The organism is Janthinobacterium sp. HH106, assembly GCF_001758725.1.
Classification (GTDB): Bacteria; Pseudomonadota; Gammaproteobacteria; order Burkholderiales; family Burkholderiaceae_D; genus Janthinobacterium.
The window spans coordinates 17,321-42,173 of sequence record NZ_LRIC01000060.1 but is presented as its reverse complement, the minus strand read 5'-3'; the positions used below and the strand labels follow the sequence as shown (position 1 = coordinate 42,173).

The window sequence follows — 24,853 nt, the reverse complement described above, 5'->3', positions numbered from 1 at the left end:
AGCTTTCATGTCACAAGATATTATTTTGGATACCCAACTCCAGCAGACCAAGAACCTGGCCTGGTGGTTGTACCTGATACATGGCGCCAGCTTCGTGTTTTCGCTGGGCGCGTTTTCCTTCATTCCGCTCATCATCAATTATGTGAAGCGGGACGAGGCGGCCGGGACCTTCGTGTACAGCCATCACAGCTGGATGATCCGTTCCTTCTGGTGGTATGTGGCCTGGATCGTCGTCGGCGCCATCCTGTGGATCACGCTGATCGGCATTCCGCTGGCTATCATCGTGTGGGGCGTGGCCTGGCTGTGGAAAGCCTACCGCCTGCTGCGCGGCTTCCTCGACCTGAACAACAACAAACCCGTGCCCATGTAGGCACTTGCGGGCAAGCCGACATGCTTGCCCCATACCGCTACATCGCCGCGAACGCCCGTTCGATATCGGCGATCAGATCCTGCGGATCTTCCAGCCCCACATTCAGCCGCACCAGCTGACCCGGCAACTGCCAGCCCTTGCGCATGGCGGCGATGCGGTACGGCATCACCAGGCTGTTCGCGCCGCCCCAGCTGTAGCCAATCTTGAACAACTGCAAGGCATCGACGAAACGGTCTGTCTGCGCCTCCGTGTAGCGGGCATCGAACAGCACGGAAAACAGGCCGCCCGCGCCCGTGAAATCGCGCTGCCAGATGGCGTGACCCGGGCAATCGGCGAAAGCCGGATGCAGCACCGTGGCAATCTCCGGCCGGCTCTTGAGCCAGGCGGCCACCGTGCGCGCGCCCGCATCGTGGGCGTCGAAGCGCAGCTTCATGGTCGGCAAGCCGCGCAGCACCAGATAAGCGTCGTCCGCCCCCACGCCCATGCCCAGACGCATGTGCGCCTGCGCCAGGCGGTCGTGCAGCGCCCGCTCGCGCGTGATCAGGGCGCCCATCAGCACATCCGAGCCGCCCGACTGATATTTCGTCAGCGCCTGCATGATGATGTCCACGCCCAGGTCGAAGCCGCGCAGGGCCAGGCCCGCCGACCAGGTGTTGTCCAAAGCGACGAGCACGCCGCGCGCGTGGGCGGCCGCGCAGATGGCGGGCAAGTCCGGCACTTCCATCGTCACGGAGCCCGGTGCTTCCGTCCAGATGAGCTTGGTATTTTCCTGGATCAAGGCGGCGATCCCGGCGCCGATGAGCGGATCGTAATAGCGGGCCGTGATGCCGAAATCCTGCGCCAGCCAGCGTCCGAGTTCGCGGTTCGGGTTGTAGATATTTTCCGGCAATAGCACGTCGTCGCCCGTCTTCAGCAAGGCAAAGTCCGCCATCGCGATGGCCGCCAGTCCCGACGGCGCCAGCAGGCAGTGCGTGCCCCCTTCGATCTCGGCCAGCCGCGCTTCCAGGGTGAACGTGGTGGGCGTGCCGTGCAAGCCGTAGGTATAGGCGTTCTTCTCTTTCCAGTCGCCCGAGCGCATGGCCGCCACGTCCTTGAACAGCACGGTCGAGGCGTGATGGATGGCATTCGGAAACGCGGCAAAACCTTGCGGCGCCTGGTAATCGCTGTGGATCAGCGCGGTTTGCGGAGATTTGGGTGTGGTCATGGCGTCAGGAATAAAAAAAGGCGGATCAGCCTGTGCTGGTCCGCCTTGATTGTAAGGGCTTATGCCCTTGCCTGCCGTACTGTTGTTACACCTGCTTACTCGGCGGCGCCCCACAGGTCGTGCGCGTCCGCGGAAGTAATTTTTACGTCAACGAACTGGCCCACGGCCAGCTTGCGGTGCGGCTCGAACGGCGGTTTCACGTACACGACACCGTCGATTTCCGGCGCGTCGGCGGACGAGCGGCCCACGCCGCCGGAGCGGGTGACTTCATCGATGAGCACGCGCACGGTCTTGCCGACCTTGGCTTGCAGGCGTTTCTTGGAAATTTCTTCCTGCAGCAGCATCACGCGGCCGCGGCGCTCTTCGCGCAGCTCTTCCGGCACGGGATTGGCGATTTCGTTGGCCGTCGCGCCTTCGACGGGCGAATAGGCGAAGCAGCCGAGGCGGTCGATCTGCGCTTCCTTGAGGAAGTCGAGCAGATACTCGAATTCCGCTTCCGTTTCGCCAGGGAAACCGGCGATGAAGGTCGAACGGATCGTCAGGTCCGGGTTGATGGCGCGCCAGGCCTGGATGCGGTCCAGGTTTTTCTCGCCGCTGGCCGGGCGCTTCATGCGTTTCAACACGTCAGGATGCGCATGCTGCATCGGAATATCGAGGTAAGGCAGGATGTGGCCGCCGCTCATCATCGGGATGATCTGGTCCACGTGCGGGTACGGGTACACATAGTGCAGGCGCACCCAGGCGCCGTAGGACTTGGCCAGTTCGCCCAGCGCTTCCGTCAGCTGCGTCATGTGCGTCTTGATGGGACGGCCATTCCAGAAGCCGGAGCGGAATTTCACGTCCACGCCATACGCCGAGGTGTCTTGCGAAATGACCAGCAATTCCTTGACGCCGGCCTTGAACAGGTTTTCCGCTTCGATCATCAGTTCGCCAATCGGGCGCGAGACGAGGTCGCCGCGCATCGACGGGATGATGCAGAAGCTGCAGCGGTGGTTGCAGCCTTCGGAAATTTTCAAATACGCATAGTGCTTCGGCGTCAGCTTGACGCCTTGCGGCGGCACCAGGTCGAGGAACGGCGCATGCGGTTTCGGCAAGTGGAAATGGACGGAATCCATCACTTCGGCCAGCGCGTGCGGACCCGTGACGGACAGCACTTTCGGGTGCACCTTCATGATGATGTCGTCGCCGGCAGCGTCTTTCTTGGCGCCCAGGCAGCCGGTGACGATGACCTTGCCGTTTTCAGCCAGCGCTTCGCCGATGGCGTCGAGCGACTCTTGCACGGCGGCATCGATAAAACCGCAGGTATTGACGATCACCAGATCGGCGCCAGCGTAGGATTTCGCCGTTTCGTAGCCTTCGGCGCGCAGCTGGGTCAGGATTTGTTCGGAGTCGACCAGCGCTTTCGGGCAGCCGAGCGAGACAAAGCCCACTTTCGGCGCCGTACCTGGCATGGCCAGCATGGCCTCGGGCTGGGCGGAAGGAACGGGAATACGGTGAATTTCAGACATAGTTGGCAGCTAGAAAATGGTGAGGCGAATCGGCTATTGTACCCCGAGCCGCCCCTTGCTGTCAGCGCGGGCTCCTTTTGCTGGCGCATCTGCAACGCTACAACCGCAACTTTGTTCCAGCCACTACCGTCATGGCAGTGCGCGAATCAGATCCCGCCCCGCATCACCGATATCAAGAAATTAAAAAATAATTCCACAAAGAAACTAATGACTGACATATAATTGTTTTTTAAAAAACTAAATCAATCCCATGTCTTTTTCCTTTTCCAATCTGAAAGCGCGACGCTCGGCTGTCGCGGCTTGCGGTCTGAGCGTATTGCTGCTGAGCGGCTGCGCCGTCAACACCTCGGTGGTCGATCCACTGAAAATGAGCGCGCAATCGGGAGATAGCCCGGTGGTGCTCAGCATCACGTCGAACACCAAGGACATTTACGGTTTCAACACGATCAAGCTGCGCCGCGTGGTGGCGGGTGAGCAGCGCAGTGATTTCAAGCTGGTGTCCGAAAACCTGGTGATGAAAAAAGTCGAGAGCGCGATGGCAGGCGATACTTCCCTGTTCATTGGCGCACTACCGCCTGGCGAGTATGAATTCATCGAGTTGATCGACACCCGGGCCAACAAGCTCTTGCGTGTGTATTCGACCATCGTGGGAAGCTTCAAGATCGAAGCGGGCAAATCGGCGGATCTGGGCCGACTGATTGTGACACGCGGCAATTTCGGCGTGCAGTACGGCCGCAGTGCACAGGTAGCATCCAATGCGGAATTGATCCGGCGCTTTGCCCCCGACTACAGCGCCATGTTTGGCGCCGCCGCCAGCCTTGGCTGGAGCACCCCACGCCACGCGCGGGACGATGTCGAGCAATTTGCTCGCGCCCACCCGGCCGGGGCCGAGTGCGTCACCGAAATGCCCGATGGCCGCGTGGCCGCCGCCAGCCGCATGGGCGCCGTCCTGATGCGCTCGACGCAAGGGCGATGGAATATCATCAATGCGCCATCGGTGGAGTCGCTGTCTTGCGTCTTTCCTGTGGACCTGCCCAATGCCGAGTTGATCGCGGTAGGCGAATCCGGCTCCCTGCTACGCAAGGCGCGTGACAGTGACAAGCTGTTCCCTGTCGATGCAGGCAACCTGCCGCCCGGCAATCTGCTGCGCATCGGTGGCAACTCCAACGATGGCTGGTACGTGATGCATCGCAAGGGAGATGAGTTAAACATTTTTCATGCGAATCAACTGGACGCTGGCGACTGGCGATCTGTGTACCATACCACCGTGCCCGGATCGTGGCTGCATGGCCCAGGCTTGTTCTGGACATGGCAAGACGCGGGTCGGATCGGCTATGCGCTGGAAAGTGGCTTGATCGGCGAGTTCGATTACCGCACGGGCAAGTTGACCGAACGCTTTAGTCCGCACAAGAAAAACCTGACGGAATTTACCCATCAAGCCAATGGCACAGAAAGCGTCCTGGTAGCGGCCGGCCTGGCAGGAAGATTTCCGGACGCCTACGTTTCACGGGATCGGGGCCAGAACTGGACGACTATCGTTTCGCCATTCAAGGTCCTGATGTCGCCCGTGGCGCCCCTCAATGACGGCAGATTGCTGATGGAGGCCGGCATGTATAACGAGGGCGCACTGCTGGTCAGCAGCGACGAAGGCAAAACCTGGGGGCCGTATGCGCCATACACACTGCGCCACGCACCATTGATTTTCCCCTCCGGCCTCGCTCTCAGCATCCAGGAAGATTTCAAGGGTAACGTCAGCATTTACAGCTCCATGGACAATGCCCGGACATGGAAACTCGAGCATTCGAACCAGGATCTGCTTTCCACCTTGCAACAACTGAAGCAATAGCATTCAGCATCGGCAGCCGGCGGCAAGACACCCGCAAAGCACAACGGCACAGGAATTCCTGTGCCGTTGTGTGATCCGCATCGGTTGCGGCCTACTTTTTGTCCGTTGGAGGCACCGGCGGAACAAACGGGAACGTGCCGAACAGATTCTTGCTCTGGCTCTGCATCTGTTCCTGCATCTGCACGAACAGGCTCTTGCTCTGGTCGATGTAGTTGTTCATCATGCCTTGCATCATCGGACCCTGGACATTCATGAACTGGGTCCACATTTCCGGGCTGAATGGCTTGCCTTCAAAACTGCCGGCCGACGTGCCCGTGAATTTGTGCTGGATATCGGTGAACGCTTGCACGTTCTTTTCCAGGTAGGATCCCATCATGCCCTGCATGGCGTGGCCATAGTAGCGGATGATCTGCGACAACACGCTGCTCGAGAACATGGGCGCGCCGTTCGCTTCCTCTTCCAAAATGATTTGCAGCAAGATGCTGCGCGTCAAATCTTCATTGGATTTGGCATCGACGACGGTAAACACTTCATTGTCCAACACCAGCTGCTTGACGTCCGTCAAGGTGATGTAGGAACTGGTTTGCGTGTCGTACAGACGGCGGTTGGGATATTTTTTAATCAGGCGGTCTATACTTTTTTTTGCACTACTCATCACAAGTTCCACTTATTGCGCCGCAGCGCATACTGAGTTAATCCGAAAAAAAAGCGAACGTGGGTCCGCTTTCGCACCTGCCTACGTTTTCCATTATAGAGTGGAAAACGGCTCCATTGCACATCAGGGTAGTAGATTCCCGCATTTATTGCAACGCAACTAAAAGTAGATTCTTGACAAGACCGGAGATTACGCCGGCCTTGCCTGGCAAATCGCTTTGTGAATTAATCTGCCCTGACTTTAACATACCGCCCCGGCGCCGGCTCGATTGCCGCGTGGCGCTTGTTGCCCGGCTTGGCTGGCGCCTTCACCTGGGCGCCGCCGTGTTCGGCCAGGAAGGCCGCCCATTCGGGCCACCAGCTGCCCACGTGCTCGGTCGCGCCTTCCATCCATTGCTCGGCGCTCAAGGGTTTGGCTTTTGCCGTGCGGGCGCCTTTGCCTGCGTCGTTGCTCCAGTAGCTGCGTTTTTTCTTCGACGCCGGATTGATCACGCCGGCGATGTGGCCCGAGGCGCCGAGGATGAAACGGTTGGCTTTCGGCTTTTTCGGGTTCAGCAAGGCCGTGCTGGCGTAGGCCGCGCCCCAGGGCACGATATGGTCTTCGCGCGAACCGTAGATGAAAGCGGGCGCGTCGATGCTGCTCAGGTCGACTTTTTCCCCGGCCACCGTCAGCTTGCCCGGCACTTTCAGGCTGTTTTCCAGGTAAGTATTGCGCAGATACCAGCAGAACATGGGGCCCGGCAAGCCCGTGCCGTCGCCATTCCAGTACAGCAAGTCGAACGCGGGCGGCTCCTTGCCCTTCAGGTAATTCGACTGCACGTAGTTCCACACGAGATCGTTCGGACGCAGGCTCGAGAAAGTGCTGCCCAGGTCGCGGCCCGACATCAGGCCGCCCTTGGCCAGGGTTTGCTCGCGCAGCGCCACTTGCGGCTCGTCGATGAAGACGTCGAGCGCGCCCGCGTCGCAAAAGTCGAGGAAGGTGGTCAGCAGCGTAAGGCTGGCGGCCGGATTCTCGCCGCGCGCCTTGAGCACGGCCAGCGCCGTCGAAACGATGGTGCCGCCCACGCAAAAGCCGAACATATTGAGCTTGTCCTGGCCGGAAATGTCCTGCGTCACCCGGATGGCTTCGATCACGCCCTGCTCCACGTAATCGTCCCACGTCAGGTGCTGCATGCTCATGTCCGGATTGCGCCAGGACATCAGGAACACGGTATTGCCCTGCTCCACCGCATAGCGCACGAGCGAGTTTTCCGGCTGCAAGTCAAGGATATAGAATTTATTGATGCACGGCGGCACCATCAGCAGGGGCCGCTGGTGTACCGTGGGCGTACTTGGCGTGTACTGGATCAGCTGGAACAAGGCGTTTTCAAACACCACCGTGCCCGGCGTGGTGGCCACGTTGCGGCCCACTTCAAAGGCCGATTCGTCCGATTGCGAGATGCGGCCCTTCTGCATGTCGGCCAGCATATTGCTCAAGCCCTTGGCCAGGCTCTCGCCCTTGGTCTCGATCAGGGTTTGCTGGGCGTCGGGATTGGTGGCCAGAAAGTTGGCGGGCGACATGGCGTCGACGATTTGCTGTACCGCAAAGGCAATCTTTTGCTTCTGGTGCGGCGTCGCTTCCACGGCATCGGCCATGGCGCTGAGAAATTCCGCATTGAGCAGGTAGGCGGCCGCATTGAAGGCCGACAGGGGGCTGGCGTGCCAGGCGGGCGCGGCAAAGCGGCGGTCTTTCAGCTCCGGCGCCTTGCCAGCCATAAAGTCAGCCCATAAGCCCGTCAGCTTGGCCACGTAGGCATTTTTCAGTTGCTCGATCGCTTCCGGCTTGATGCTGGCGCCCGCATCCTGCAAAATGCCGGCAATCGGATTGCCCTGGGGCTGCGGTACCATGTTGAACCACGTCTTCCACTGCTCAGGATTGCTGATCTGCGCCATCCATTCCTTGGTCATCATTTGAGGATCGGGCATGTTCATAGCTATATAAGTCCATTCAAGAATTGGGGACGCCGAACAAAACCTACTGCGCGTCGGTATGGGCGGCCTGCGATGCTCACCGTACCTTCGTACGGTTGCGCTTCTTAGCCACCTCTCCCTTCCGCTCGCTACGGTTTTGCGCGGCGTCGAAACGTAGTCGAAAAATAGAAAACTTTAATATCAACTGCATGCAAACTCTTACTAATTGCCAATACCAATGATGCTCATGACCGCTGTTGCCTGGATCTATGTCGTCGGCCTCATGGCGCTGACGGAACCGTCCATCGTCGCCGGGGTGATGACCTTCGTGCTGTACTGCGTCATCCCGCTGTCCATCCTATTCTATCTGACGGGCTCGCGGCGACGCAAACGCAAGGCGGCGCGTATCGCTGAACTGAACGCCCGCGCGCTCGCCTCAGCAGACGATAAAACAAAAACGGCAGACACATAAGTGTCTGCCGTGCAGATTATTTGCGCCAGATCAAACTGGCCTGTCTTCCCGTGACGCCGTCGCGCCGGTACGAGTAAAACTGCGCCGCATCGCTGACGGTGCAATATTCCCCGCCCGCCACTTGCGCCACGCCATCGCGCAGCAGCATGGTGCGCGCCAGCGCATAAATATTCGCCAGATACTTGCCCGGCTTGCCGGCGATGGCGGCGAACGCATCCGACAACACTTGCCGCTCGACGTCATCGCGCGCGCCGTCGCGGAACGCCTGCAGCACGTCCTGCCCCACCTCGAATTGCTGCGGACCAATGGCTGGCCCCAGCCAGGCGAGGATCTCCGTCGCGCCCTGCGCGCGCATGCTGTCCACCGTGCGCTGCAAGACGCCGTTGGCCAGGCCGCGCCAGCCCGCGTGGGCCGCGCCGACGACCAGGCCATCGGTCGAACTGAACAGCACGGGCAGGCAATCGGCCGTCATTACCACGCACACGGCGCCCGGCTGCGTTGCCACGCTGGCGTCGGCGTCGGGCACGTGGCCGTCCAGCTTGCCAGCATCGGCCACGGCCACGCCATGCACCTGCGACAGCCAGGCCGGCTCGGCAGGCAGGATAGCGGCCAGCCGCGCGCGGTTGGCCGCCACATGATCAGGGTCATCGCCCACGTGCGTGCCCAGGTTCAAGCCGCCGCCCTGCCCGTCACCATATGGCCCCTGGCTGACGCCGCCCGCGCGCACGGTCGCCAGCGCGCCCACGTTGGCAGGCAAACCGGGCCAATGGGGAATAATGCAGGGCAACGGCGACGTCATCAGACCTGTTCCGGCTCGGGAATGCCGGCCGTGGCGATCAGTTGCGCGAAATCATCGGCCAGCGGCACGATCCATTCGCACGCTTCCAGGGTGCCCGGATGCACGAGGCCCAGGCGGCGCGCCTGCAAGGCCTGGCGCGAGAACACGGACACCAGGTGCTGCTTGCCGTACACGGAATCGCCGACCAGCGCAAAGCCCAGATGCTGCATGTGCACGCGGATCTGGTGCGTGCGTCCTGTTTCCAGGCGACATTGCATCAGGCTCACGGGACGGCGGTCGAGTTCGCCGCTGCCGATCAATTCATAGTGCGTGATGGCGGGCTTGGCGGTGAAATTCTCCGACACGGCCATCTTGACCCGGTCGCGCGGGTGGCGCGCGATCGACGCATCGATGGTGCCCGCCATTTTCGGCGTGCCCCATACCAGCGCGAAATACTCGCGCTTGACGGTGCGTGCCTGCAGCTGGCGCACCAGGTCCGTTTGCGAAGCCAGGGTCTTGCCGACCACCATCAGGCCGCTCGTATCCTTGTCCAGGCGGTGCACGATGCCGGCGCGCGGCACGCCGGCCAGTTGCGGGCAGTGGTGCAGCAAGCCGTTGAGCAGGGTGCCCGACCAGTTGCCGGGGCCCGGATGCACGACCAGTCCGGCCGGTTTGTTGATGACGATGATATGCTCATCTTCGTGCACGATGTTCAATTCCATCGCTTCCGGCTTAAAAGCCTCGTCTTCCGGCGCGCTTTGCGGCAGAATGACGATCTTCTCGTCGCCATAGGCGGTCATGTTGCGTTTGGCAACTTTTCCATCGACGGTCACGAAACCGGCTTCCAGCCACAATTGCAAGCGGCTGCGCGAGTATTGCGGCACCAGCTGGGCGATGACTTTATCGAGGCGGTGGCCGCAGGCGTCCGGCGTCAGTTCCAATGTAATCGGGGCCATTTCCTCGAAGACGTCGTCGGCGGCAAAATCGCCGTCAAACGCCTCTTCGGCGGCATGGTCAGAAAGGGAGTCAAACGCGGGGTCAGCCAAATTAGGCTTCGGAGTTAATATCACAGCATTCCCATCGGCTATAATCAGCCTATTGTAAAATCTTGGTTAAAACCTTCTTGCAAAACGTCATGCAAAAAAAATTATCGTTGGTAGTCGCTTCAGTCGTTCTGCTCGGCATGTCCGCTTGCAGCTTGTTGCCTGAAAAAGTGGATGAGACCAAAAACTGGTCCGTTACGAAATTATACTCGGAGGCGCGTGAAGAAATGGCCGGGCAGCACTATGAAGCTGCAATCGGCCTGTTCCAGAAGCTGGAGGCTAACTATCCTTTCGGCAACTATGCTCTGCAAGCGCAGATGGAGATCGCTTACGCGTATTATAAGTCGGGAGACCAGGCGCAGGCATTGGCTGCCGTCGAACGCTTCATCAAGTTGCATCCGAACCACGCCAATGTAGACTATATGTACTACTTGCGGGGCCTGATCAGCTTTAACGATCAGATCAGCTTCCTGAACTTCCTGTACGAGCAAGATCCGACCGAGCGCGATCCGAAAGCCACGCGCGAAGCGTTTGCGGCCTTCAAGCAACTGGTCGACAAGTTCCCAAATAGCAAATACGCGCCCGATTCGCTGGCCCGCATGAACTATTTGATCGATGCCATGGCGAAATACGAAGTGCACGTGGCGCGCTATTACTACCGCCGCGGCGCCTACCTGGCCGCCGCCAACCGCGCGCAAACGACGGTCAAGGACTTTGCCGCCTCGCCGGCCATCGAAGAAGCGCTGTTCATCATGTACCGCTCGTACGACAAGCTGGGCTTGACCGACCTGCGCGACGATACCTTGCGCGTGCTGACCAAGAACTACCCGAACACGGCATTCCTCAGCCCGGAAGGGGTGAACAAGGAACGCAAGTGGTGGAAATTCTGGCAGTAAAATGAAAAAACCGGAGCTTGCTCCGGTTTTTTTTCTTGACCCAACAACAAAATCCGGGGTCGTTCGCTGCGCGATCGGAATACGTCCCACTGGGATGCATTCCCCCGTCGGGTACAACCCCAGCATTCGCTTCAGGGTTATTCGCCGACCTTGCGCCGGAACACCCAACTCTTGTCGTTCGACGCTTCCGGCACGAAACCGTAGCCATCCACGTCGAACTGCTTGAGCTGCTGCGGATCGCGGATATTGTGGACGGCCGCATAGCGGGCCAGCATGCCGCGCGCGCGCTTGGCGTAGAACGAGATGATTTTATATTTGCCGTTCTTCCAGTCCTCGAACACGGGCGCGATGACGGGCACGTCCAGCTGGCGCGGCTTGACGGATTTGAAATATTCTTCGGAAGCAAGATTGACCAGCACTTGCGCGCCCTGCTCCTTCGCTGTGCGGTTCAGGCCGTTGGTGATGGTATCGCCCCAGAACGCATACAAATCCTTGCCGCGCGTGGTGGACAGGCGCGTGCCCATTTCCAGGCGGTGCGGGTGGATCAGGTCCAGCGGGCGCAGCAAGCCGTACAGGCCAGATAAAATGCGCACGCGCGACTGGGCATAGTCGAGCTGGGCCGGCTGCAGGCTGCGCGCCTCGAAACCGGCATACACGTCGCCGTTGAAAGCCATGATGGCCTGGCGCGCGTCCTCCAGTTGCGGCGTCCAGGACGCGTAGCGGGCCACGTTGAGGGCCGACAAGGCGTCGGAAATGCCCATCAGGCTGCCCACTTCGGCGGGCGAAAACTGGCGCATGCGGGCTATGAGCTGGGCAGAATGGTCGAGAAAATCGGGGGTGCTGTGCAACGAGGTTGTTGGCGGCGTCTCCAGGTCGAGACTCTTGGCGGGCGAAAGCACGATCAACATAAATTATCACTACAGAATAGAATTGCCGACATGATACCTGCTCCACAAAAACTCGTCCTCGACACCAACGTTTGCCTCGACCTGTTCGTCTTCAACGACCCGCGCTGGGCGGGCCTGCTGGCGGCCATGGAAAGCGGCGCCGTGCACGCCATCACGCGCGAAGATTGCCGCGCGGAATATCTGGTCGTGCTGCATTACAAGCATTTGCCGCTCGATGAAGCCAGCCGCGCCGTCGCCGCCGCCCGCTTCGACGCCCACATCAGCGTCGTGGCGCCGCCCGTGTCCGGCGTGCGCCTGCCCGTCTGCACGGACAAGGATGACCAGAAATTCCTCGAACTGGCGCGCGACGCCAACGCCGACATCCTCATCACCAAGGACAAGGCGCTGCTGAAACTGGCCCGCAAGACGGCCAAGGCCGGCATGTTCAAGATCATGGTGCCGGAAGGCTGGGCATTGCCGGGCTGAGCCGCCAAAGCCCCGCACGCGACGGGGCGCGCTGCGCTAGAATGGGAAACGATTCCACTTTCCGCACCGCGACCCTACCGTTCATGAACAGCCCGTCCCTGCCCCACCTGACTCCCACCCTGACCACCCGCTTGCCTCTGGTGGGCACCACCGTGTTTACCCGCATGTCCAGCCTGGCGGCCCAGCATGGCGCCGTCAACCTGGGCCAGGGCTTTCCCGACTTCGATTGCGACCCGGCACTGGTCGAACGGGTCAGCGACGCCATGCGCGCCGGCCACAATCAGTATCCGATGATGACGGGCGCCGCGCCCCTGCGCGAGGCGATTGCCGCGAAGATCGCCAGCCTGTACGGCCACGCCTACGATGCGGGCACGGAAATCACCGTCACGGCCGGCGCCACGCAGGCGCTGACCACGGCGATTTTATGCTGCGTGCATCCGGGCGACGAAGTCATCGTCATCGAACCGGCCTACGACAGCTACCTGCCCGCCATCGCGCTGGCCGGCGGCGTGCCCGTGCTGGTGGCCATGCAAGTGGGTGAACAAGGTTACAGCGTGCCGTGGGACAAGCTCGCTGCTGCCGTCAGCCCCAAGACGCGCTTGATCATCATCAATACGCCGCATAACCCGACGGGCACGATTTTGCGCCCGGCCGACGTGGCCGCGCTGGCCGACATCGTGCGCGGCACGCAAATCCTGATTTTATCGGACGAAGTCTACGAGCACATGGTGTACGACGGCGTGCCGCACGCCTCGCTCTCGCGCCACCCTGAACTGGCGGCGCGCAGCTTCATCGTATCCAGCTTCGGCAAGACGTATCACGTGACGGGCTGGAAAGTCGGCTACGTGGCGGCGCCCGCGGCCCTGACGGCGGAATTTCGCAAGGTGCACCAGTACAACGTGTTTACCGTCAACACGCCCATGCAGCACGGCATTGCCGGCTACATGGCCGACCCGCAGCCCTACCTGGACTTGCCCGCGTTTTACCAGCGCAAGCGCGATTTGTTCCGCGACGGCCTGGCGGGCAGCCGCTTTACCCTGCTGCCGGCCGACGGCACGTATTTCCAGTGCGTGCGCTACGATGCCATTTCGCAAGAGACTGAAGCGCAGTTCGCCGAATGGCTGACGGCGGAAATCAAGGTGGCCGCCATTCCCGTCTCCGCGTTTTACGCGCAGGGCAAGGAGTCGGGCATCGTGCGCTTCTGCTTTGCCAAGCAGGACGAGACCTTGCGCCTGGCGCTGGAGCGCCTGCGCAGCATTTAACGACAGTATTTCTCCGCCACGGCGGAGCAAAGGATGACAGCATGGTACAGCGTCGCATCGGCCCGGCCGACCTGGTTCCCGGCGAACCCCTGCCCTGGGATCTGTTTCTGGCTGACCATAGTGCCGGCCCGCAACTGCGCAAGGGGCAGATCATCACGGACGGAGCGCAGCTGGGACGGCTGATGCAGCTGGGCCTGTACGTGGGCACGCCGAAGCAGCCGTCCGTGTTGCGCTTGCTCAATGAAGCGGCGCAGCGCCTGGAGCGCCTGCTGCTGGCCTTGCGCAGCGAAAGCAATGCCGAGCGCGACGTGCGCGACATCGCCCGCGAACTGCTGCGCGCACTCGAACACGATGCCGACATCGCCCTGGCCAGCATCCTGCTCAACCAGATCGCCGGCAGCTACGCCGTGCGCCACTGCATCGAAACGGCCTTGCTGGCCATGCTGGTGGGCCGCAGCATGCACAAGTCCCACGATGAACTCTTATTGATCGGCGCGGCCGCGCTGACGATGAACGTGGGCATGCTGCGCCACCACGACAGTTTCCAGGACCGGCGCGGCCCCCTGAACGACGAAGAAATGCGTATCGTGCGCCAGCATCCGCAGGAAAGCACGGAACTGTTGCGCTGCGCCGGCGTCGACGACGAGGAATGGCTCAGTTGCGTGCTGCTGCACCATGAAAACGACGACGGCAGCGGCTACCCGCAGGGGCGCACGGCCGACGAAATCCTGCAAAACGCCAAGCTGATCGGCCTGGCCGACCGCTATTGCGCGCGCGTCTCGGCGCGCAACTACCGCCGCTCCATCGTGCCCGACCAGGCGCTGCAGCACATCTTCCTCGACCAGGGCGTGCCCATCGATCCGCTGCTGGGGGAACGGTTCGTCAATCTGCTGGGCAAGTATCCGCCCGGTACCCTGGTGCGCCTGCGCAGCGGCGAACTGGGCGTCGTCACGCAGCGGGGCGCCGCCCTCGTGCATCCGCTCAGCGACCCGCTGGGCGCGCCGCTGGCCGCCGCCCAGCTGGCGCAGATGGCGCCGCGCGACACGGGCGACAGCCAGTTCGCCATCGTCTCGTCGCTGCATGAAGACGATGCGGGCGTGCACTTCAGCATGCGCCATGTGTGGGGCGATGAAGCGCGGCTGTAGTCTGGCCGGGCAACGCCGGCGGCCAGCGCCGCCAAATGTTATTTCACGGTTTTCGGCGGACGGATGCCCGTGTACTGTGCGCTGACGAGCAGCCATTGCTTGTCAACTAGCCGGGCGACGTACCCTGCGCGCATGGCGAAGTTGCGGGCAACCCCTTCCTGATTGACGCGGTAGGACAACCGGGCCGAGATGAGCGCCGTATCGCCAAAGAGGCGCACCGCCGGTTCATCGACCTGGACTTCCGGACTCGGCCGCTTCTGCTCCGGCGCATAGAAGGACAGCATTTTTTCACGCCCGTCCACCTCGCCGACCGGCGATATTTCCACATAATTCTCGGCCGTGACGGCTTTCAACGCGGCTTGATCGAAGCTGCTCTGGGCCTGCGCATGGCGCTGCACCAGGGCCAGCAGTTCGGCGTCGGCGGGAGCCGCCTGCGCACCACCCATCACGCCCAAGGCGCCCAGCAGGCAGGTGGAAAGAAGATATGAAAGGGGTAATTTCATGCGTATGTCATCCTGATCGAGGTCATTGGGAAGCATCCGTTGATGACGGCGCTACCGTCAGCATCGAACACTCGCTTGCGGGCAGCCCATCATGAGGAAACCCATCACATGCTATCGCCTTGCCATTTTCTCGCCCATGCCATTGCGACAAACTGCTGGATCCGGGGATTGAAACGCCATTCCACCGCCTCGGGATGCACATGGCGATGCTTTCAGATATGCCCGCAAGCCCTGCCTCAGCGCGCGTCGGGCAACTTCTGTTGCAGATCAAGGTTGAGCGCCCACTGCTCTTGCACGGCAATGATGCGCCGCGAACTGGTCTTGAGGGAACCCTCTTGCGTCCACAGAAATGGATAAAAATTCAGACATAGCTCGCCGGGCAAGGGCAATTCGGGCAATTCGTCAAAGCCCTCCGCGTCGCCAGGCTGGCGGCCGTAAAACTGCCGCAACTGGCTGGTAAAAGCCCATTGGACAAACATCGTGAAGCCGATCTCCAGCGCTTCCCACTCCAGCGTCTCGGGAGCCAGGTAATACATATTGCCCTGGTCGTCCCCGAGTGCGCCGCCATTGATGGCAAAAAATCCGCCCAGCACGTCGTCGGCGACCAGCAGAAAACCGTCGGCCTTTCCTTTGTTCCAGGCAGCGATATCCCTGCCCAGCCTGGCATGTCCCGACCCGAGTATGCGCAGCCAGCCGTCATCCACCAGGATGCCCCCCGTTTCATAGGCTATCGCCCCCAGGGGAGAACGCGTGGTGACCTGCAGGCTCAGCAGCACATCCTCCCTGCCGGCCGCGGGCGGCAGCAATTCCACCGGCAGTTCGGCCTCGTCGGCCCATTGCCTGATCAGGGGAAATGCCGGGTCTTCGCTTTCGAGTAATTCATTCAATGTACGCATGCAATCTGACCTTATCGATGACCGCTTCCGGCGGTCGGAATGCGCACGGCGGCGCAGGCACTGTCTGGCGGGCGGCACCCGGCACCGTTCATTTTGCGGACTTCAGGTAGGCCCGCAAGCCATGCGTGAGCACAAAAGGAAACACGCTCGCATGGTCTTCGTCCTCGAATACGCGCAAGCGCGTTTTCAGATTCGGAAACTTGCGCGATTTCAGCTTGCCGTCGAACTCGCGCAAGTCGGCCACCATGTCGGCGTCTTCCTCGGCACGCGAACGCTTCTTGCCTTCCGACAACTTTTCCAGGCCGCCGATGCCGAAGAACACGGACGCGGGCAAGTCCTTGTGGCTGCCCGCATACGCCTGCTCGCGGTCGAACATGACGCCGGCGTCGTACCACAGCGAGGGACTGCCGAGGATGTAGTGCTCGAAGGTGCGCGGTTCCGTCAGCAGCAATTGCAGGCCCAGCAGGCTGCCGTAGGAGTGGCCGATGAAGACCTTGCGCTGCATGTTTACGCGATAGTTACTGGCGATGAAGGGAAACACCTCGCCCGAGACGAACTGGCCATAGGCCGCCGCTTCGCCGAACGCCGGCTGGCGCCCCGGCATGTCCGAGCGGTAATCGTGCTTGCGCGGCGTGGTGGGCGTGTAATCGCGGCGGCGGCTGTACACGCCGCCATCGCCGTTGGCATACGACAGGCCGACCACCACCACCTCTTCCATGCCCGCATGCTTGTTCAGGCGCTGCGCGATATTGCGCACGACGGGAAACGCATAATTGGCGTCGACGACGAACAGCACCGGATAGCGTTTATTGCCCTGCCGGTAGGAATCGGGCAAGGCGACGTAGAGCTGGTAGTCGCGCTTCAATCCTTGTGCGCGGATGTCGCGCACTTCCGTATTCTCTACAACGTAGCTGGCGGGGGCGGCATGGGCATTGTTGAGCAGGCAGCAGAGTGCGAGCAGCAGGCTGAGGGATTTCAAACGGGGTTCCTTGACGTAGTCAGTGATGGCGCGATGATATCAACAATGTGAAACAGGAATGACACTGTTACAACAATGCAAAAAAATACATCCTCACTACAATATCAAAACTCGCCCTCCATGAGCAAGTCTTCCGGCAAGGCCTCGGGCATGAGCGCCAGCAGCGCTGGCGGGATATAGTGCGCGGCTTGCCGCTCATCTTCCGCCAGGCATGGAAAATCGACGATGAAATGCGCGATGTGGCTCAGATACTGCTCGACCAGCTTGCGATACGGCTCGCTGACGCGTTCTGCCTTCAACTCCAGCAGCGTGGCATGGGCGCGCTGGAGGAAAATGGGGATCACATAATAGTTCTTGCTCAGGAAAAGGCCCGTCACCTGGTTGACATGGCACACCAGCGCATACGTCGGGCTGGCCAAGCGGTAACACTGGTCCGGACACAGGCGCGGCGAATTGATATGTTCCTGGTAGCGCCTGATTTCCCGGCGCGCCTCTTTCGCCCCCTCGCGTTCATTGCGCACGGCCCGTCCTTTCAATCTTGTTCACTAGCAATATCCGCCACATGCAGGGGGTGGAACGCGAGCAGGTCATCTCGTCGCAGCATGTCTGCCAGACAGACAATCTTGACTGAACTCAACATCGTTTCAGTTGAGGCCGCGTGAAATTGCCAATCCCCTTCGTAGTCATGGGACACCAGCACGATGGGAGCGCCGTTCAAGACCTCCGTGGTCGTGAAGCAGGCGGTATTCGGGGCATCGGGGAATTTCCAGGCAGCGCTCATCTTGTCTTGTCCACGGATTCATCCGTTTCAGGCAATTGCCGTGGCGGCGGCTGTGGATAGCGCCAGCAACGCTGCCGACAGGAGAAGCGTACGTATCGTGCCCGCCCCGCTTGCCAACGGCGGCGCCGCAATCGGCCGCACTTACTTGGCCGCCGTCAACTGCACCAGCTTGCGCTCGACAAACGCCTGCAGCTGCGGCGACAGGGTTTGCAAGCCCTTGGCGCGCTCGAACGCCTGGCGCGCCTGGGCCGGGTGGTTGTCCGCTTGCAAGGCGATGCCAAGACCCATCCACCAGACGCCGTTGTCGGGCGCCGCCTGCAGGGCCAGCTGGTAGTGCTCGGACGCTTCGCGGTAGCGCTGCTCGCGCTGCAGCACGCCGGCCAGGAAGGCGTGGTATTCGCCGCTGTCGGCGGCGTACGGCAAGCTGCGCATCAGGGTGTCGAGGGCCGCCGCGCCGCCGTTGGTCTTGTCCAGCTGCAGACGGGCCAGCATCATCGCTTGCGCCGGCTGTTTCGGGTCCAGTGCCAGGCTCAGCTGCAACTGGCGGGCAGCCTCGTCGGGACGCTGCGCTTCGAGCAGCAGGCGCACCAGGGTTTCGCGCGCGCCCTGGTGGCGCGGGTCCAGCTGCAGGGTCTGCTGCAAACCGGGCAACGCTTCGGAGACGCGGCCATCCTGCAACTGGGCCAGCGCGCGCCGGTATGCATTCTCCACGCGCTGCTGCGCAGTCACTTGCTTGCCGTCGATGAGGCGTTCGCTGGCGGCGGGCGCTGCCGTCCTTACAACGGGCGCAGCGGCAGGCTTGGCGGGTTTTTCCGTGACGCGCCGCATTTCGGCGGGCCGCGCCCTGGCGGGCGCAGGGGAAGCTTCCTCGGCCTGGGACACGGGTTCGGGCTCAACCGCCGGGGCGGACACCACCGGCGCAGGCGCTACGGCGACAGGCACAGGAACGGGCACTGGAACGGGTACCGGGACAGGCGCCGGAAGCGGGTTGCTGGCCACATTCACCAGCACGGGCGGCACGGGCGGGCGCTTCAGGTAGACCCAGCCCAGGGCGATGGCCGCCGCCGTCAGGCCGGCAGCGCCGCCGAAGATCAGCGCGCGCGGCAAGCCCCGCTCGCGTTCGGGCACGGAGCGGATGCCGGCCGCGTCGCCGCGTCCATCGGGAGTGCCGCGCGCATCGAGGTCTTGCAACATCTTGTTAATCAGGCTCATCTACAGGCTCATCTTCGTCATCGGTTCAATAAAGTCCAGCTCACGGCGCAGGCGGCGGCCAGCACGCCGGCGCCAGCCAGCCATGGCCAAGGCTTCCGCCACAAGCGCGGCTTGCTGGCCAGGGTATCGCTGGCGGCCAGCGCCACGTGGCGCCCGCTGACCTGCTGCCGCCCTTCGCCATACGCCACCATCAGCGCCTTGTGCGCCATGATGTTGATCAGGCGCGGGATGCCGCCGGAAGCCTGGTACAGCTTGCGCACGCCGCCCCGGCTGAACAGACGCGCGCCATCGAAACCGGCCACGCGCAGACGGTGCGCCACATAGAAATCCACGTCGTCGCGCGACAACGGTCCCAGGTGGTAGTGAAAGGTGATGCGCTGCGCCAGCTGGCGGATTTCCGGCAGGGCCAGCTTGACGTCGAGTTCGGGCTGGCCGAACAGCACGATTTGCAGCAGCTTGCGTTTTTCCGTTTCCAGGTTCGTCAGCAGGCGCAGCGCTTCGAGGCTGTCGACGGGAATCGCCTGCGCTTCATCCAGGCACAGCAGCACGCGCTTGCCTTGCGCCGCCAGGTTAAGCAGGCGCAAGTTGAGGGATTTGAGTAGCTGGTGCTGATCAGCATCTTTCTCCAGCAATACATCGAGGTCGTCCGCCAGCGCCAGGATCAGCGATCGGGGCGGCAGGTTAGGATTCGGGATATAGGCCGTGACGAAATCCGGCCCCAGCGATTGCATGAACTTGCGGCACAAAAAGGTTTTACCAGTGCCCACTTCGCCAGTGATCTTGATGAAGCCCTCGCCATTGCGCGCCGCCACCAGCAAGGTGTTGAGCGCCTTTTGCGACTGCGGGCCGTTGAAAAAGAAACTGGTATCGGGCGTGAGGCCGAACGGTGCCTCGCGCAAGCCGAAATGGGCCTGGTACATTTAGCGCCGCTCCGACGGCCGGCGCGGGTCGAGCGCCTCGATGCGCTTGCCCGAATCGAGCAAGTCCTCGTTCCAGCTGTTGGCGCCTTCGACGATGGTGGGCTTGATCAGCACCACCAGTTCGCGCTTCTGGATCACCTGTCCCGTGTTGCGGAACAGCGCGCCCAGCACGGGAATATCGCCCGCGCCCGGCACCTGCGAGCGGTCCGAGGTCGTGGCCTGGCGCATCAGGCCGCCGATGGCGACGATGCGCCCATCCTGGCTGCGCACCATGCTGTCCATCTCGGACGTGCTGGAAGCGGCCAGCGGCAGTTTCAGCGAGCCGGCGCTGCCCAGGTCGATTTCCTTGCTGATGGTCGACACCTGGCTGACGGACGGGTGCACGTGCAGGATGATGTTGCCATCCGCATCGATCTGCGGCGTCACGTCCAGCACGACGCCGGAAAAGAACGGCTGCAAGGTCACGTTGGGGCTGGTGGTGGCGCCGCTGGCCGTCGTATTCGTGGTGGTCGACACGCCCGTCACGTAAAACTCGTCCGTGCCTATCTTCAGCACGGCCTTCTGGTTGTTCATGGTGGCGATGCGCGGACTCGACAGCACGTGCACGGAGCCTTGCGATTCCAGGAAGGAAATCATGGCGGCAAAGTTGGCCGTCTGGAACGCCAGACCGAACATGGAGCCGGCCGCCGTCGCCGCCGAGCTGAGGCCGAAGCCGCTGCTGGCCGTCAGGCCGCTGCCATTCGTCATGTTGGGCGGCTGGCCGCCGTTGAACGGCAGCGGCGCCAGGCTGCCGCCCGGCTGGATGAAGCCCGTCGAGATGCGGTTCGTGTGGCCGCTCTTGATCGAGGCGAACGAGGCCCAGTTGATGCCCGTCTGCGTGTTGTCGTTGAGCTCGACTTCGAGGATTTTCGCTTCGAGGATCACCTGGCGGTCGACGGACAGCTGCGTGGCCTTCAGGTACATGTCGACGTTGCGCAGCTCTTCCGGCATGGCGCGGATGACGATCACGCCCGACTGCGGGCTCAGCACCACTTGCCGGCCGCCCTCGGTGCTGCCGACGATGGCTTCCAGCGCCGCCTTCAATTCCGGCCAGAAGTCTGCCGTCGACGAGGTGGTGAGGTTGCTGCTGTCCAGGGTGCGGCCGCCCTGGCCGCCATTCGTCTGCTGGTTCTGCTCGCTATTCTGGTTGTTGCCCTGGTTGCCATTGCCGCCCGAACCGCCCGAACTGGTCGAACCGACCGAGCCCACCGAGGTCGACGACACGCGCAGGTTGGAACTGCCCCTGCGCGCGCCCGTCAGGTAATTGACATGGAACAAGCGCGTCTGCATGGTCAGCGGCTTGATGTAGATCTGCGTGCCTTCGACCTTGTAGTCGTAGCCGTACAGCTCGCGCACGGCGTCGAGCGCCTGGAACAGGGTCACGTCCTTCAGGTTGGCCGAAATCGTGCCGCCGATATCGGGATGGACCAGCATGTTGTAGCGCGTGCCGGCCACGATGGAGGTGAAGAACTGGCGCGCCGGCACATTGTTGAAGGCCACGTTGAAGCGCTCGTCGAGCGCGGCGCGGGCCTTCGGCAATTGCTGGGCCAGGGCCGCCACGGGCGGCAGCAGCGCCGCTTCCACGGCATCGGGCTGGGCTGCCGGCGTGGTGGTGGCCGCCGCGCCCTTGACGGCGTCGGTAATCGCATTATAGGTATCGCGCTTGACGGGCGCGACATTGCAGCCGCCCAGGCCCAGGCTGACGCTGACAAGCGCCGCCATCGTGCTGATCTTGAACATGCTCGCCTTGTGTTGATTGAATTGCTTGGCCACTTCTTCTACTCCTGCTTGCGGTCGGTCTTGCTGTCGGTCTGAGGCGGTATCTTGCTGCCCGGGTACAGCTTGAAGGTTTCCAGTGTTTTGCCACGCCGCAATAATACGGCCGTGTCGCGGATCTCCGTCACCACGGCGTCGCCCACCTTGCTGCCGACCTTGACTGTCTGGCCATCGATGACGGCGAGGCGGCGGCCGCCCGGCTGGGTGGAGATGAGCACCGATTGCAGGCGCGGCTGCGCGGGCGTGACGGGAGCGGCGCTGGCGGGCGCCCACAGGGCCGCGGGCGGGCGCGTGGGGTCGTCCAGCGCCTGCGCCTGCACGCCGCTGCAGGCCAGGCACAGCGCCAGGAGCGGCGCCCAGCGGCGCGGCGCGCGGCCGGCGGTCACAGTGCGATCCATGTGTCATCCATGCTGAGGGTATATAAAGTCAGGGTCAGCGTCGCTTGCGGGTAAGTTTCGGCCTCCAGGCGGGCCTGGCCCCAGAAGACCCGCGTCTGCATCGCCTGCAGCGCCTGCATGTACTGCAGCATGTCGGCATAACTGCCCTGCAGCACCACTTCCACGCCATGCCGGTGCAGCAGGGGCGCCGGGGCGCTTGCCTTGGCGGCGCCGTCGCCGGACGCTGCAGCTGCCGGGGAAGCGCCCACGCCACCTCCAGACAAGGTTTTCAGCGCGACCACGCGCAGGCCGGCATGCCGGCGCAGCAACTGTTCCAGCAGCGCGACCATGCGTTCGGGCGCCACCAGGCCGTGCTGCTTCTGGCGCAGCTGATCTTTCATTCTCGCCCCTTCCGCCAGCAGGGCCGCCAAACGCGCGCGCGCATTCTGGTCCGGATCCACTGCGTGCGCCAGCATGGTCAGTTCGATTTCCTTGGCGATGGCTGCCTTCTGGTTTTGCTTTTGCGCAATGTTCGCATGCAGCGCCGCCCGTTTCGCGAACAGCGGATTAAAGAACAAAAAATAGAAGACGAACAGGAGCGCGGCCACGCCCGCGCCGAACAGCATCAGCCGCTCGCGCCGACTGAGGGCATCGAAGGCAGCGGCCCATTTTTTCAGCAAGGGCTGCATCAGTGTTTTCCTCCCGCTGCCGCGGCGGACGCCGCAAGCTGGCTTGATGATTGCAAGCTGAAAGTCACATACGGCGCCGCCGGTGCCTTGCCTTCGGTGACCGCCGGCACCGGCGGCTGGCCGATGTCGAGGCTGGCGAAGCTCTTGCCTGCCAGCACATCCTGCTGGCCCAAACGCGTGATATACGCGGGCAGCAGCGACGCGCGCAAGGCGCGGCCCTGCAAGCCGAGTTCACTGCCGGCACCGGCGATATTGATGTTCGTCAACCATACGCCTTCCACCCTGGCCTGCGCCAACGCGCGGAAATAGCCGGCAAAGCCCTGGGTATTGCCCAGTTCGCCACTGGCCAGCACGGCCGACGCATCCAGCAGCAACTGGCGCTGCGCCTCGGCAGCCGCGACTTCCTGCGCCAGCGCCGGATCTTTCTTGCGTGGCGGAAAATCACGCAAAGCCTGGTCGCGCCTGGCCTCTTCTTTTGCCAGCGCCGCCTGGACATCCGCGTCCTGGCGCTGCAGTTCCGTCAGCGAGCGCTGGTCCAGCACGCACAGCAGCAGCAAGCCCAGCGCCAGCGCACCGAGGCAGGCGCCGGCGGTGCGTGCCGACATCTGGTGGGTCGTCTGTTCGAACTGGGGGTTGAACAGATTGATCTGCTGGCTCATGCGCCCTTCCCTTCGCTCTTGCCCGGGAGCATGCCCCCCTCGCGCAAGGCCGCGCCCAGCGCCAGGAAGTAGCGCGCCTGCATGTCCGGCTCGCGCAAGGCGGCAACCCGGGAAAAGTCGAACACCTGATTCAGGTCCAGCCGTTCGACCGGCATGTACAGATTATCGGCCAGATAGCCGTGCAAGCCATCGCTGGCGCCCGTCATCAGCATCAGGCGCGAGAGCGAAATGAAGTGGAACTGGCGGTCGAAGTGGTCGAACGAGCGCTGCAGCTCCAGGGTGACACGATCGTAATACTGGCTGGCGTCGGGAGAGTGCAATTGCGGCAAGGTCACATCGATGCGGCGCGCCTGGTACAGCTCGCCATTGAAACTGATGGTCAGCAAGCCGCCGTCGCCATCGAAGGACAGCACGGCGATGCCGCGCCCCGGCGTTTCCAGCAGGGTGGCGATATTGCGCTGCGCCATTTCCGGGATATCGATCACGGACAGGCCGATCTTGCATACGCCATACAGCCCCTGGCGCCGCGACACGGCGCTGTTGCGCGCGGCGACGGCAAACACGCTGCTGCCGCGCTGGGTGCCGTTCGGGTCACCGGGGATGTCGAACACGTCGATGGTGGCCTCGGCCAGGGGAAAGTCCAGCATGTCCTTCAGGCGCCAGCCCACGGCCGTCTTCAATTCCTCGCGCGGCACAGCCGGCGCTTCCAGCGACAGCAGCTGGTACTCGCCGCCGGCCAGCACGGTACTGCAGTGGCGCGCCGCGGCCTGCAGTTCCTTGCCCAGCTTTTCCAGCACTTCGGCCGACGCGGGCCGTTCCGCCGCCTGGTAACTGGCGCACAGCACGCGCGGCAGGCCGTCGGCGGGACGCTCGACAACGACGGCGCTGACACCTTCGCGGCCAAACGCCGTCGCCAGCCAGCCATCGTATTTTCTTGCTCTTGCGAATAAACCCATGCGAACTATCCAGTGTAAGTGCCTGCCCGACTTGTCGCGCAGATAATGCATCAAGCCAATTCTAATTCATGAAACCAATTTTGTTGTGTAAAAACAATAAATTAGCGATCTTTTTTTCAAGCAGTTGACCTTACTGCGACAGCACGGCCTGCAGGCGGCGCTGGACGTAATCGAGGTTGTTGCCTGCGTGCGGACATAACGGCTCGGCCGCGGCCGGCTGGTTGCAGGACGTGGCCGTGATGGTCCAGCTGCTCAGTGTGCCCGGACCCGTGGCCTTGACGCACTGTACGCTGACAGAAAAGGAGGACAGCGATGTGCCTGCCGGCAAGGCAAACGACACGGAAGGAGCGCAGTTTCCATCGATCAGCTGGCTGTACACGCCCCACTCGATGCCGGCGCGCGCGGCCTGCTCGGCGCGCACGCCCTGCACGTCCATCGCCGATTCAACTTGCTGCAGGGTAAACACGTTCACCATCACGGCGCCCAGCCCCGCCAGCACCACCAGCAGGAAGATGGCCGTCACCAGGCTGAAGCCGCGCATGCGGCGGGAGGGAAATATTCTCAT

The 24,853-nt window shown here is 62.3% G+C and carries 27 protein-coding genes; 7 read left to right on the top strand and 20 right to left on the bottom strand.

Annotated elements, in window-relative coordinates; genetic code table 11:
* Positions 1-7 precede the first annotated feature (7 nt).
* Entirely contained in the window at positions 8-370 is a 363-nt protein-coding gene (locus JAB8_RS22870; protein WP_070291547.1) for a hypothetical protein, read from the top strand.
* 37 nt (positions 371-407) lie between these two features.
* On the opposite strand, the gene JAB8_RS22865 is transcribed toward JAB8_RS22870, so the two are convergent.
* The gene (locus JAB8_RS22865; protein ID WP_070291546.1) at positions 408-1,574 is read right to left on the bottom strand and encodes a cystathionine beta-lyase; all 1,167 of its coding nucleotides are present in this window, start codon (positions 1,572-1,574) and stop codon (positions 408-410) included.
* 95 nt (positions 1,575-1,669) lie between these two features.
* The gene (gene rimO / locus JAB8_RS22860) at positions 1,670-3,025 is read right to left on the bottom strand and encodes a 30S ribosomal protein S12 methylthiotransferase RimO (RefSeq protein WP_175445241.1); all 1,356 of its coding nucleotides are present in this window, start codon (positions 3,023-3,025) and stop codon (positions 1,670-1,672) included.
* A 307-nt stretch (positions 3,026-3,332) separates the two neighbouring features.
* Here rimO and JAB8_RS22855 point away from each other — a divergent pair, with 307 nt between their 5' ends.
* The gene (locus JAB8_RS22855) at positions 3,333-4,928 is read left to right on the top strand and encodes a hypothetical protein (protein ID WP_139143149.1); all 1,596 of its coding nucleotides are present in this window, start codon (positions 3,333-3,335) and stop codon (positions 4,926-4,928) included.
* Between the two features lie 91 nt (positions 4,929-5,019).
* Here JAB8_RS22855 and phaR read toward each other — a convergent pair whose 3' ends face one another.
* Complete coding sequence (gene phaR, locus JAB8_RS22850) at positions 5,020-5,583, bottom strand: polyhydroxyalkanoate synthesis repressor PhaR (protein WP_010399000.1); 564 nt, start codon at positions 5,581-5,583, stop codon at positions 5,020-5,022.
* Positions 5,584-5,807: 224 nt separating this feature from the next.
* The gene (phaC, locus tag JAB8_RS22845) at positions 5,808-7,553 is read right to left on the bottom strand and encodes a class I poly(R)-hydroxyalkanoic acid synthase (RefSeq protein WP_070291543.1); all 1,746 of its coding nucleotides are present in this window, start codon (positions 7,551-7,553) and stop codon (positions 5,808-5,810) included.
* Between the two features lie 217 nt (positions 7,554-7,770).
* On the opposite strand from phaC, the gene JAB8_RS22840 reads away from it, so the two are divergent.
* The gene (locus JAB8_RS22840) at positions 7,771-8,004 is read left to right on the top strand and encodes a hypothetical protein (protein WP_227741988.1); all 234 of its coding nucleotides are present in this window, start codon (positions 7,771-7,773) and stop codon (positions 8,002-8,004) included.
* Between the two features lie 16 nt (positions 8,005-8,020).
* Here the strand turns inward: JAB8_RS22840 and pgeF are convergent, their stop codons facing one another.
* Both pgeF and JAB8_RS22830 read right to left on the bottom strand, forming a co-directional pair.
* Positions 8,021-8,803: a peptidoglycan editing factor PgeF gene (gene pgeF / locus JAB8_RS22835; protein WP_070291542.1), complete on the bottom strand. Its 783-nt coding sequence runs from the start codon at positions 8,801-8,803 to the stop codon at positions 8,021-8,023.
* Positions 8,803-9,828: an RluA family pseudouridine synthase gene (locus JAB8_RS22830; RefSeq protein WP_070220225.1), complete on the bottom strand. Its 1,026-nt coding sequence runs from the start codon at positions 9,826-9,828 to the stop codon at positions 8,803-8,805. Before JAB8_RS22830 ends, pgeF begins: the two co-directional genes overlap by 1 nt.
* An 89-nt stretch (positions 9,829-9,917) precedes the next feature.
* Here JAB8_RS22830 and JAB8_RS22825 point away from each other — a divergent pair, with 89 nt between their 5' ends.
* Positions 9,918-10,721, top strand: a complete 804-nt coding sequence (locus JAB8_RS22825) for an outer membrane protein assembly factor BamD (RefSeq protein WP_070220227.1) — start codon at positions 9,918-9,920, stop codon at positions 10,719-10,721.
* 137 nt (positions 10,722-10,858) lie between these two features.
* Here the strand turns inward: JAB8_RS22825 and yaaA are convergent, their stop codons facing one another.
* Entirely contained in the window at positions 10,859-11,629 is a 771-nt protein-coding gene (yaaA, locus tag JAB8_RS22820) for a peroxide stress protein YaaA (protein WP_070291541.1), read from the bottom strand.
* A gap of 30 nt (positions 11,630-11,659) precedes the next feature.
* Here yaaA and JAB8_RS22815 point away from each other — a divergent pair, with 30 nt between their 5' ends.
* From JAB8_RS22815 to JAB8_RS22805, 3 genes are all read left to right on the top strand, one after another.
* Positions 11,660-12,094, top strand: coding sequence for a putative toxin-antitoxin system toxin component, PIN family (locus JAB8_RS22815; RefSeq protein ID WP_035819658.1), 435 nt, complete (start codon positions 11,660-11,662; stop codon positions 12,092-12,094).
* A gap of 83 nt (positions 12,095-12,177) precedes the next feature.
* Positions 12,178-13,356 carry a pyridoxal phosphate-dependent aminotransferase gene (locus tag JAB8_RS22810; RefSeq protein ID WP_070220231.1) on the top strand — a complete coding sequence of 393 codons (1,179 nt, stop codon included), beginning with the start codon at positions 12,178-12,180 and terminating at the stop codon, positions 13,354-13,356.
* 41 nt (positions 13,357-13,397) lie between these two features.
* Entirely contained in the window at positions 13,398-14,501 is a 1,104-nt protein-coding gene (locus tag JAB8_RS22805) for an HD domain-containing phosphohydrolase (RefSeq protein WP_070291540.1), read from the top strand.
* 38 nt (positions 14,502-14,539) lie between these two features.
* On the opposite strand, the gene JAB8_RS22800 is transcribed toward JAB8_RS22805, so the two are convergent.
* From JAB8_RS22800 to JAB8_RS22740, 13 genes are all read right to left on the bottom strand, one after another.
* Positions 14,540-15,004 carry a nuclear transport factor 2 family protein gene (locus JAB8_RS22800; RefSeq protein WP_175445236.1) on the bottom strand — a complete coding sequence of 155 codons (465 nt, stop codon included), beginning with the start codon at positions 15,002-15,004 and terminating at the stop codon, positions 14,540-14,542.
* A gap of 236 nt (positions 15,005-15,240) precedes the next feature.
* A complete protein-coding gene (locus JAB8_RS22795; protein WP_070291539.1) occupies positions 15,241-15,900 on the bottom strand; it encodes a DUF2625 family protein in 660 nt (219 codons plus the stop codon).
* 88 nt (positions 15,901-15,988) lie between these two features.
* On the bottom strand, positions 15,989-16,879 hold the full coding sequence (locus tag JAB8_RS22790) for an alpha/beta hydrolase-fold protein (protein ID WP_070291538.1): 891 nt from the start codon (positions 16,877-16,879) through the stop codon (positions 15,989-15,991).
* A 104-nt stretch (positions 16,880-16,983) separates the two neighbouring features.
* Positions 16,984-17,400 (bottom strand): hypothetical protein, encoded by a 417-nt coding sequence (locus tag JAB8_RS22785; RefSeq protein WP_070291537.1) that lies wholly within the window; start codon positions 17,398-17,400, stop codon positions 16,984-16,986.
* 11 nt (positions 17,401-17,411) lie between these two features.
* The gene (locus JAB8_RS22780) at positions 17,412-17,660 is read right to left on the bottom strand and encodes a hypothetical protein (RefSeq protein WP_070291536.1); all 249 of its coding nucleotides are present in this window, start codon (positions 17,658-17,660) and stop codon (positions 17,412-17,414) included.
* Positions 17,661-17,801: 141 nt separating this feature from the next.
* A complete protein-coding gene (locus JAB8_RS22775) occupies positions 17,802-18,872 on the bottom strand; it encodes a tetratricopeptide repeat protein (protein ID WP_070291535.1) in 1,071 nt (356 codons plus the stop codon).
* A 17-nt stretch (positions 18,873-18,889) separates the two neighbouring features.
* Positions 18,890-19,792 (bottom strand): AAA family ATPase, encoded by a 903-nt coding sequence (locus JAB8_RS22770; RefSeq protein ID WP_070291534.1) that lies wholly within the window; start codon positions 19,790-19,792, stop codon positions 18,890-18,892.
* The gene (gene mshL, locus JAB8_RS22765; RefSeq protein WP_070291636.1) at positions 19,793-21,571 is read right to left on the bottom strand and encodes a pilus (MSHA type) biogenesis protein MshL; all 1,779 of its coding nucleotides are present in this window, start codon (positions 21,569-21,571) and stop codon (positions 19,793-19,795) included.
* A gap of 38 nt (positions 21,572-21,609) precedes the next feature.
* Positions 21,610-22,005: a hypothetical protein gene (locus tag JAB8_RS22760; RefSeq protein WP_070291533.1), complete on the bottom strand. Its 396-nt coding sequence runs from the start codon at positions 22,003-22,005 to the stop codon at positions 21,610-21,612.
* Positions 21,990-22,673 carry a type II secretion system protein GspM gene (gene gspM / locus JAB8_RS22755; protein WP_070291532.1) on the bottom strand — a complete coding sequence of 228 codons (684 nt, stop codon included), beginning with the start codon at positions 22,671-22,673 and terminating at the stop codon, positions 21,990-21,992. The genes JAB8_RS22760 and gspM overlap by 16 nt, the downstream gene beginning before the upstream one ends.
* Positions 22,673-23,332, bottom strand: coding sequence for a PilN domain-containing protein (locus tag JAB8_RS22750; protein WP_070291531.1), 660 nt, complete (start codon positions 23,330-23,332; stop codon positions 22,673-22,675). Before JAB8_RS22750 ends, gspM begins: the two co-directional genes overlap by 1 nt.
* Positions 23,329-24,288 (bottom strand): agglutinin biogenesis protein MshI, encoded by a 960-nt coding sequence (locus JAB8_RS22745; protein ID WP_070291530.1) that lies wholly within the window; start codon positions 24,286-24,288, stop codon positions 23,329-23,331. Before JAB8_RS22745 ends, JAB8_RS22750 begins: the two co-directional genes overlap by 4 nt.
* Before the next feature lie 130 nt (positions 24,289-24,418).
* On the bottom strand, positions 24,419-24,853 hold the full coding sequence (locus JAB8_RS22740; RefSeq protein ID WP_254679576.1) for an agglutinin biogenesis protein MshP: 435 nt from the start codon (positions 24,851-24,853) through the stop codon (positions 24,419-24,421).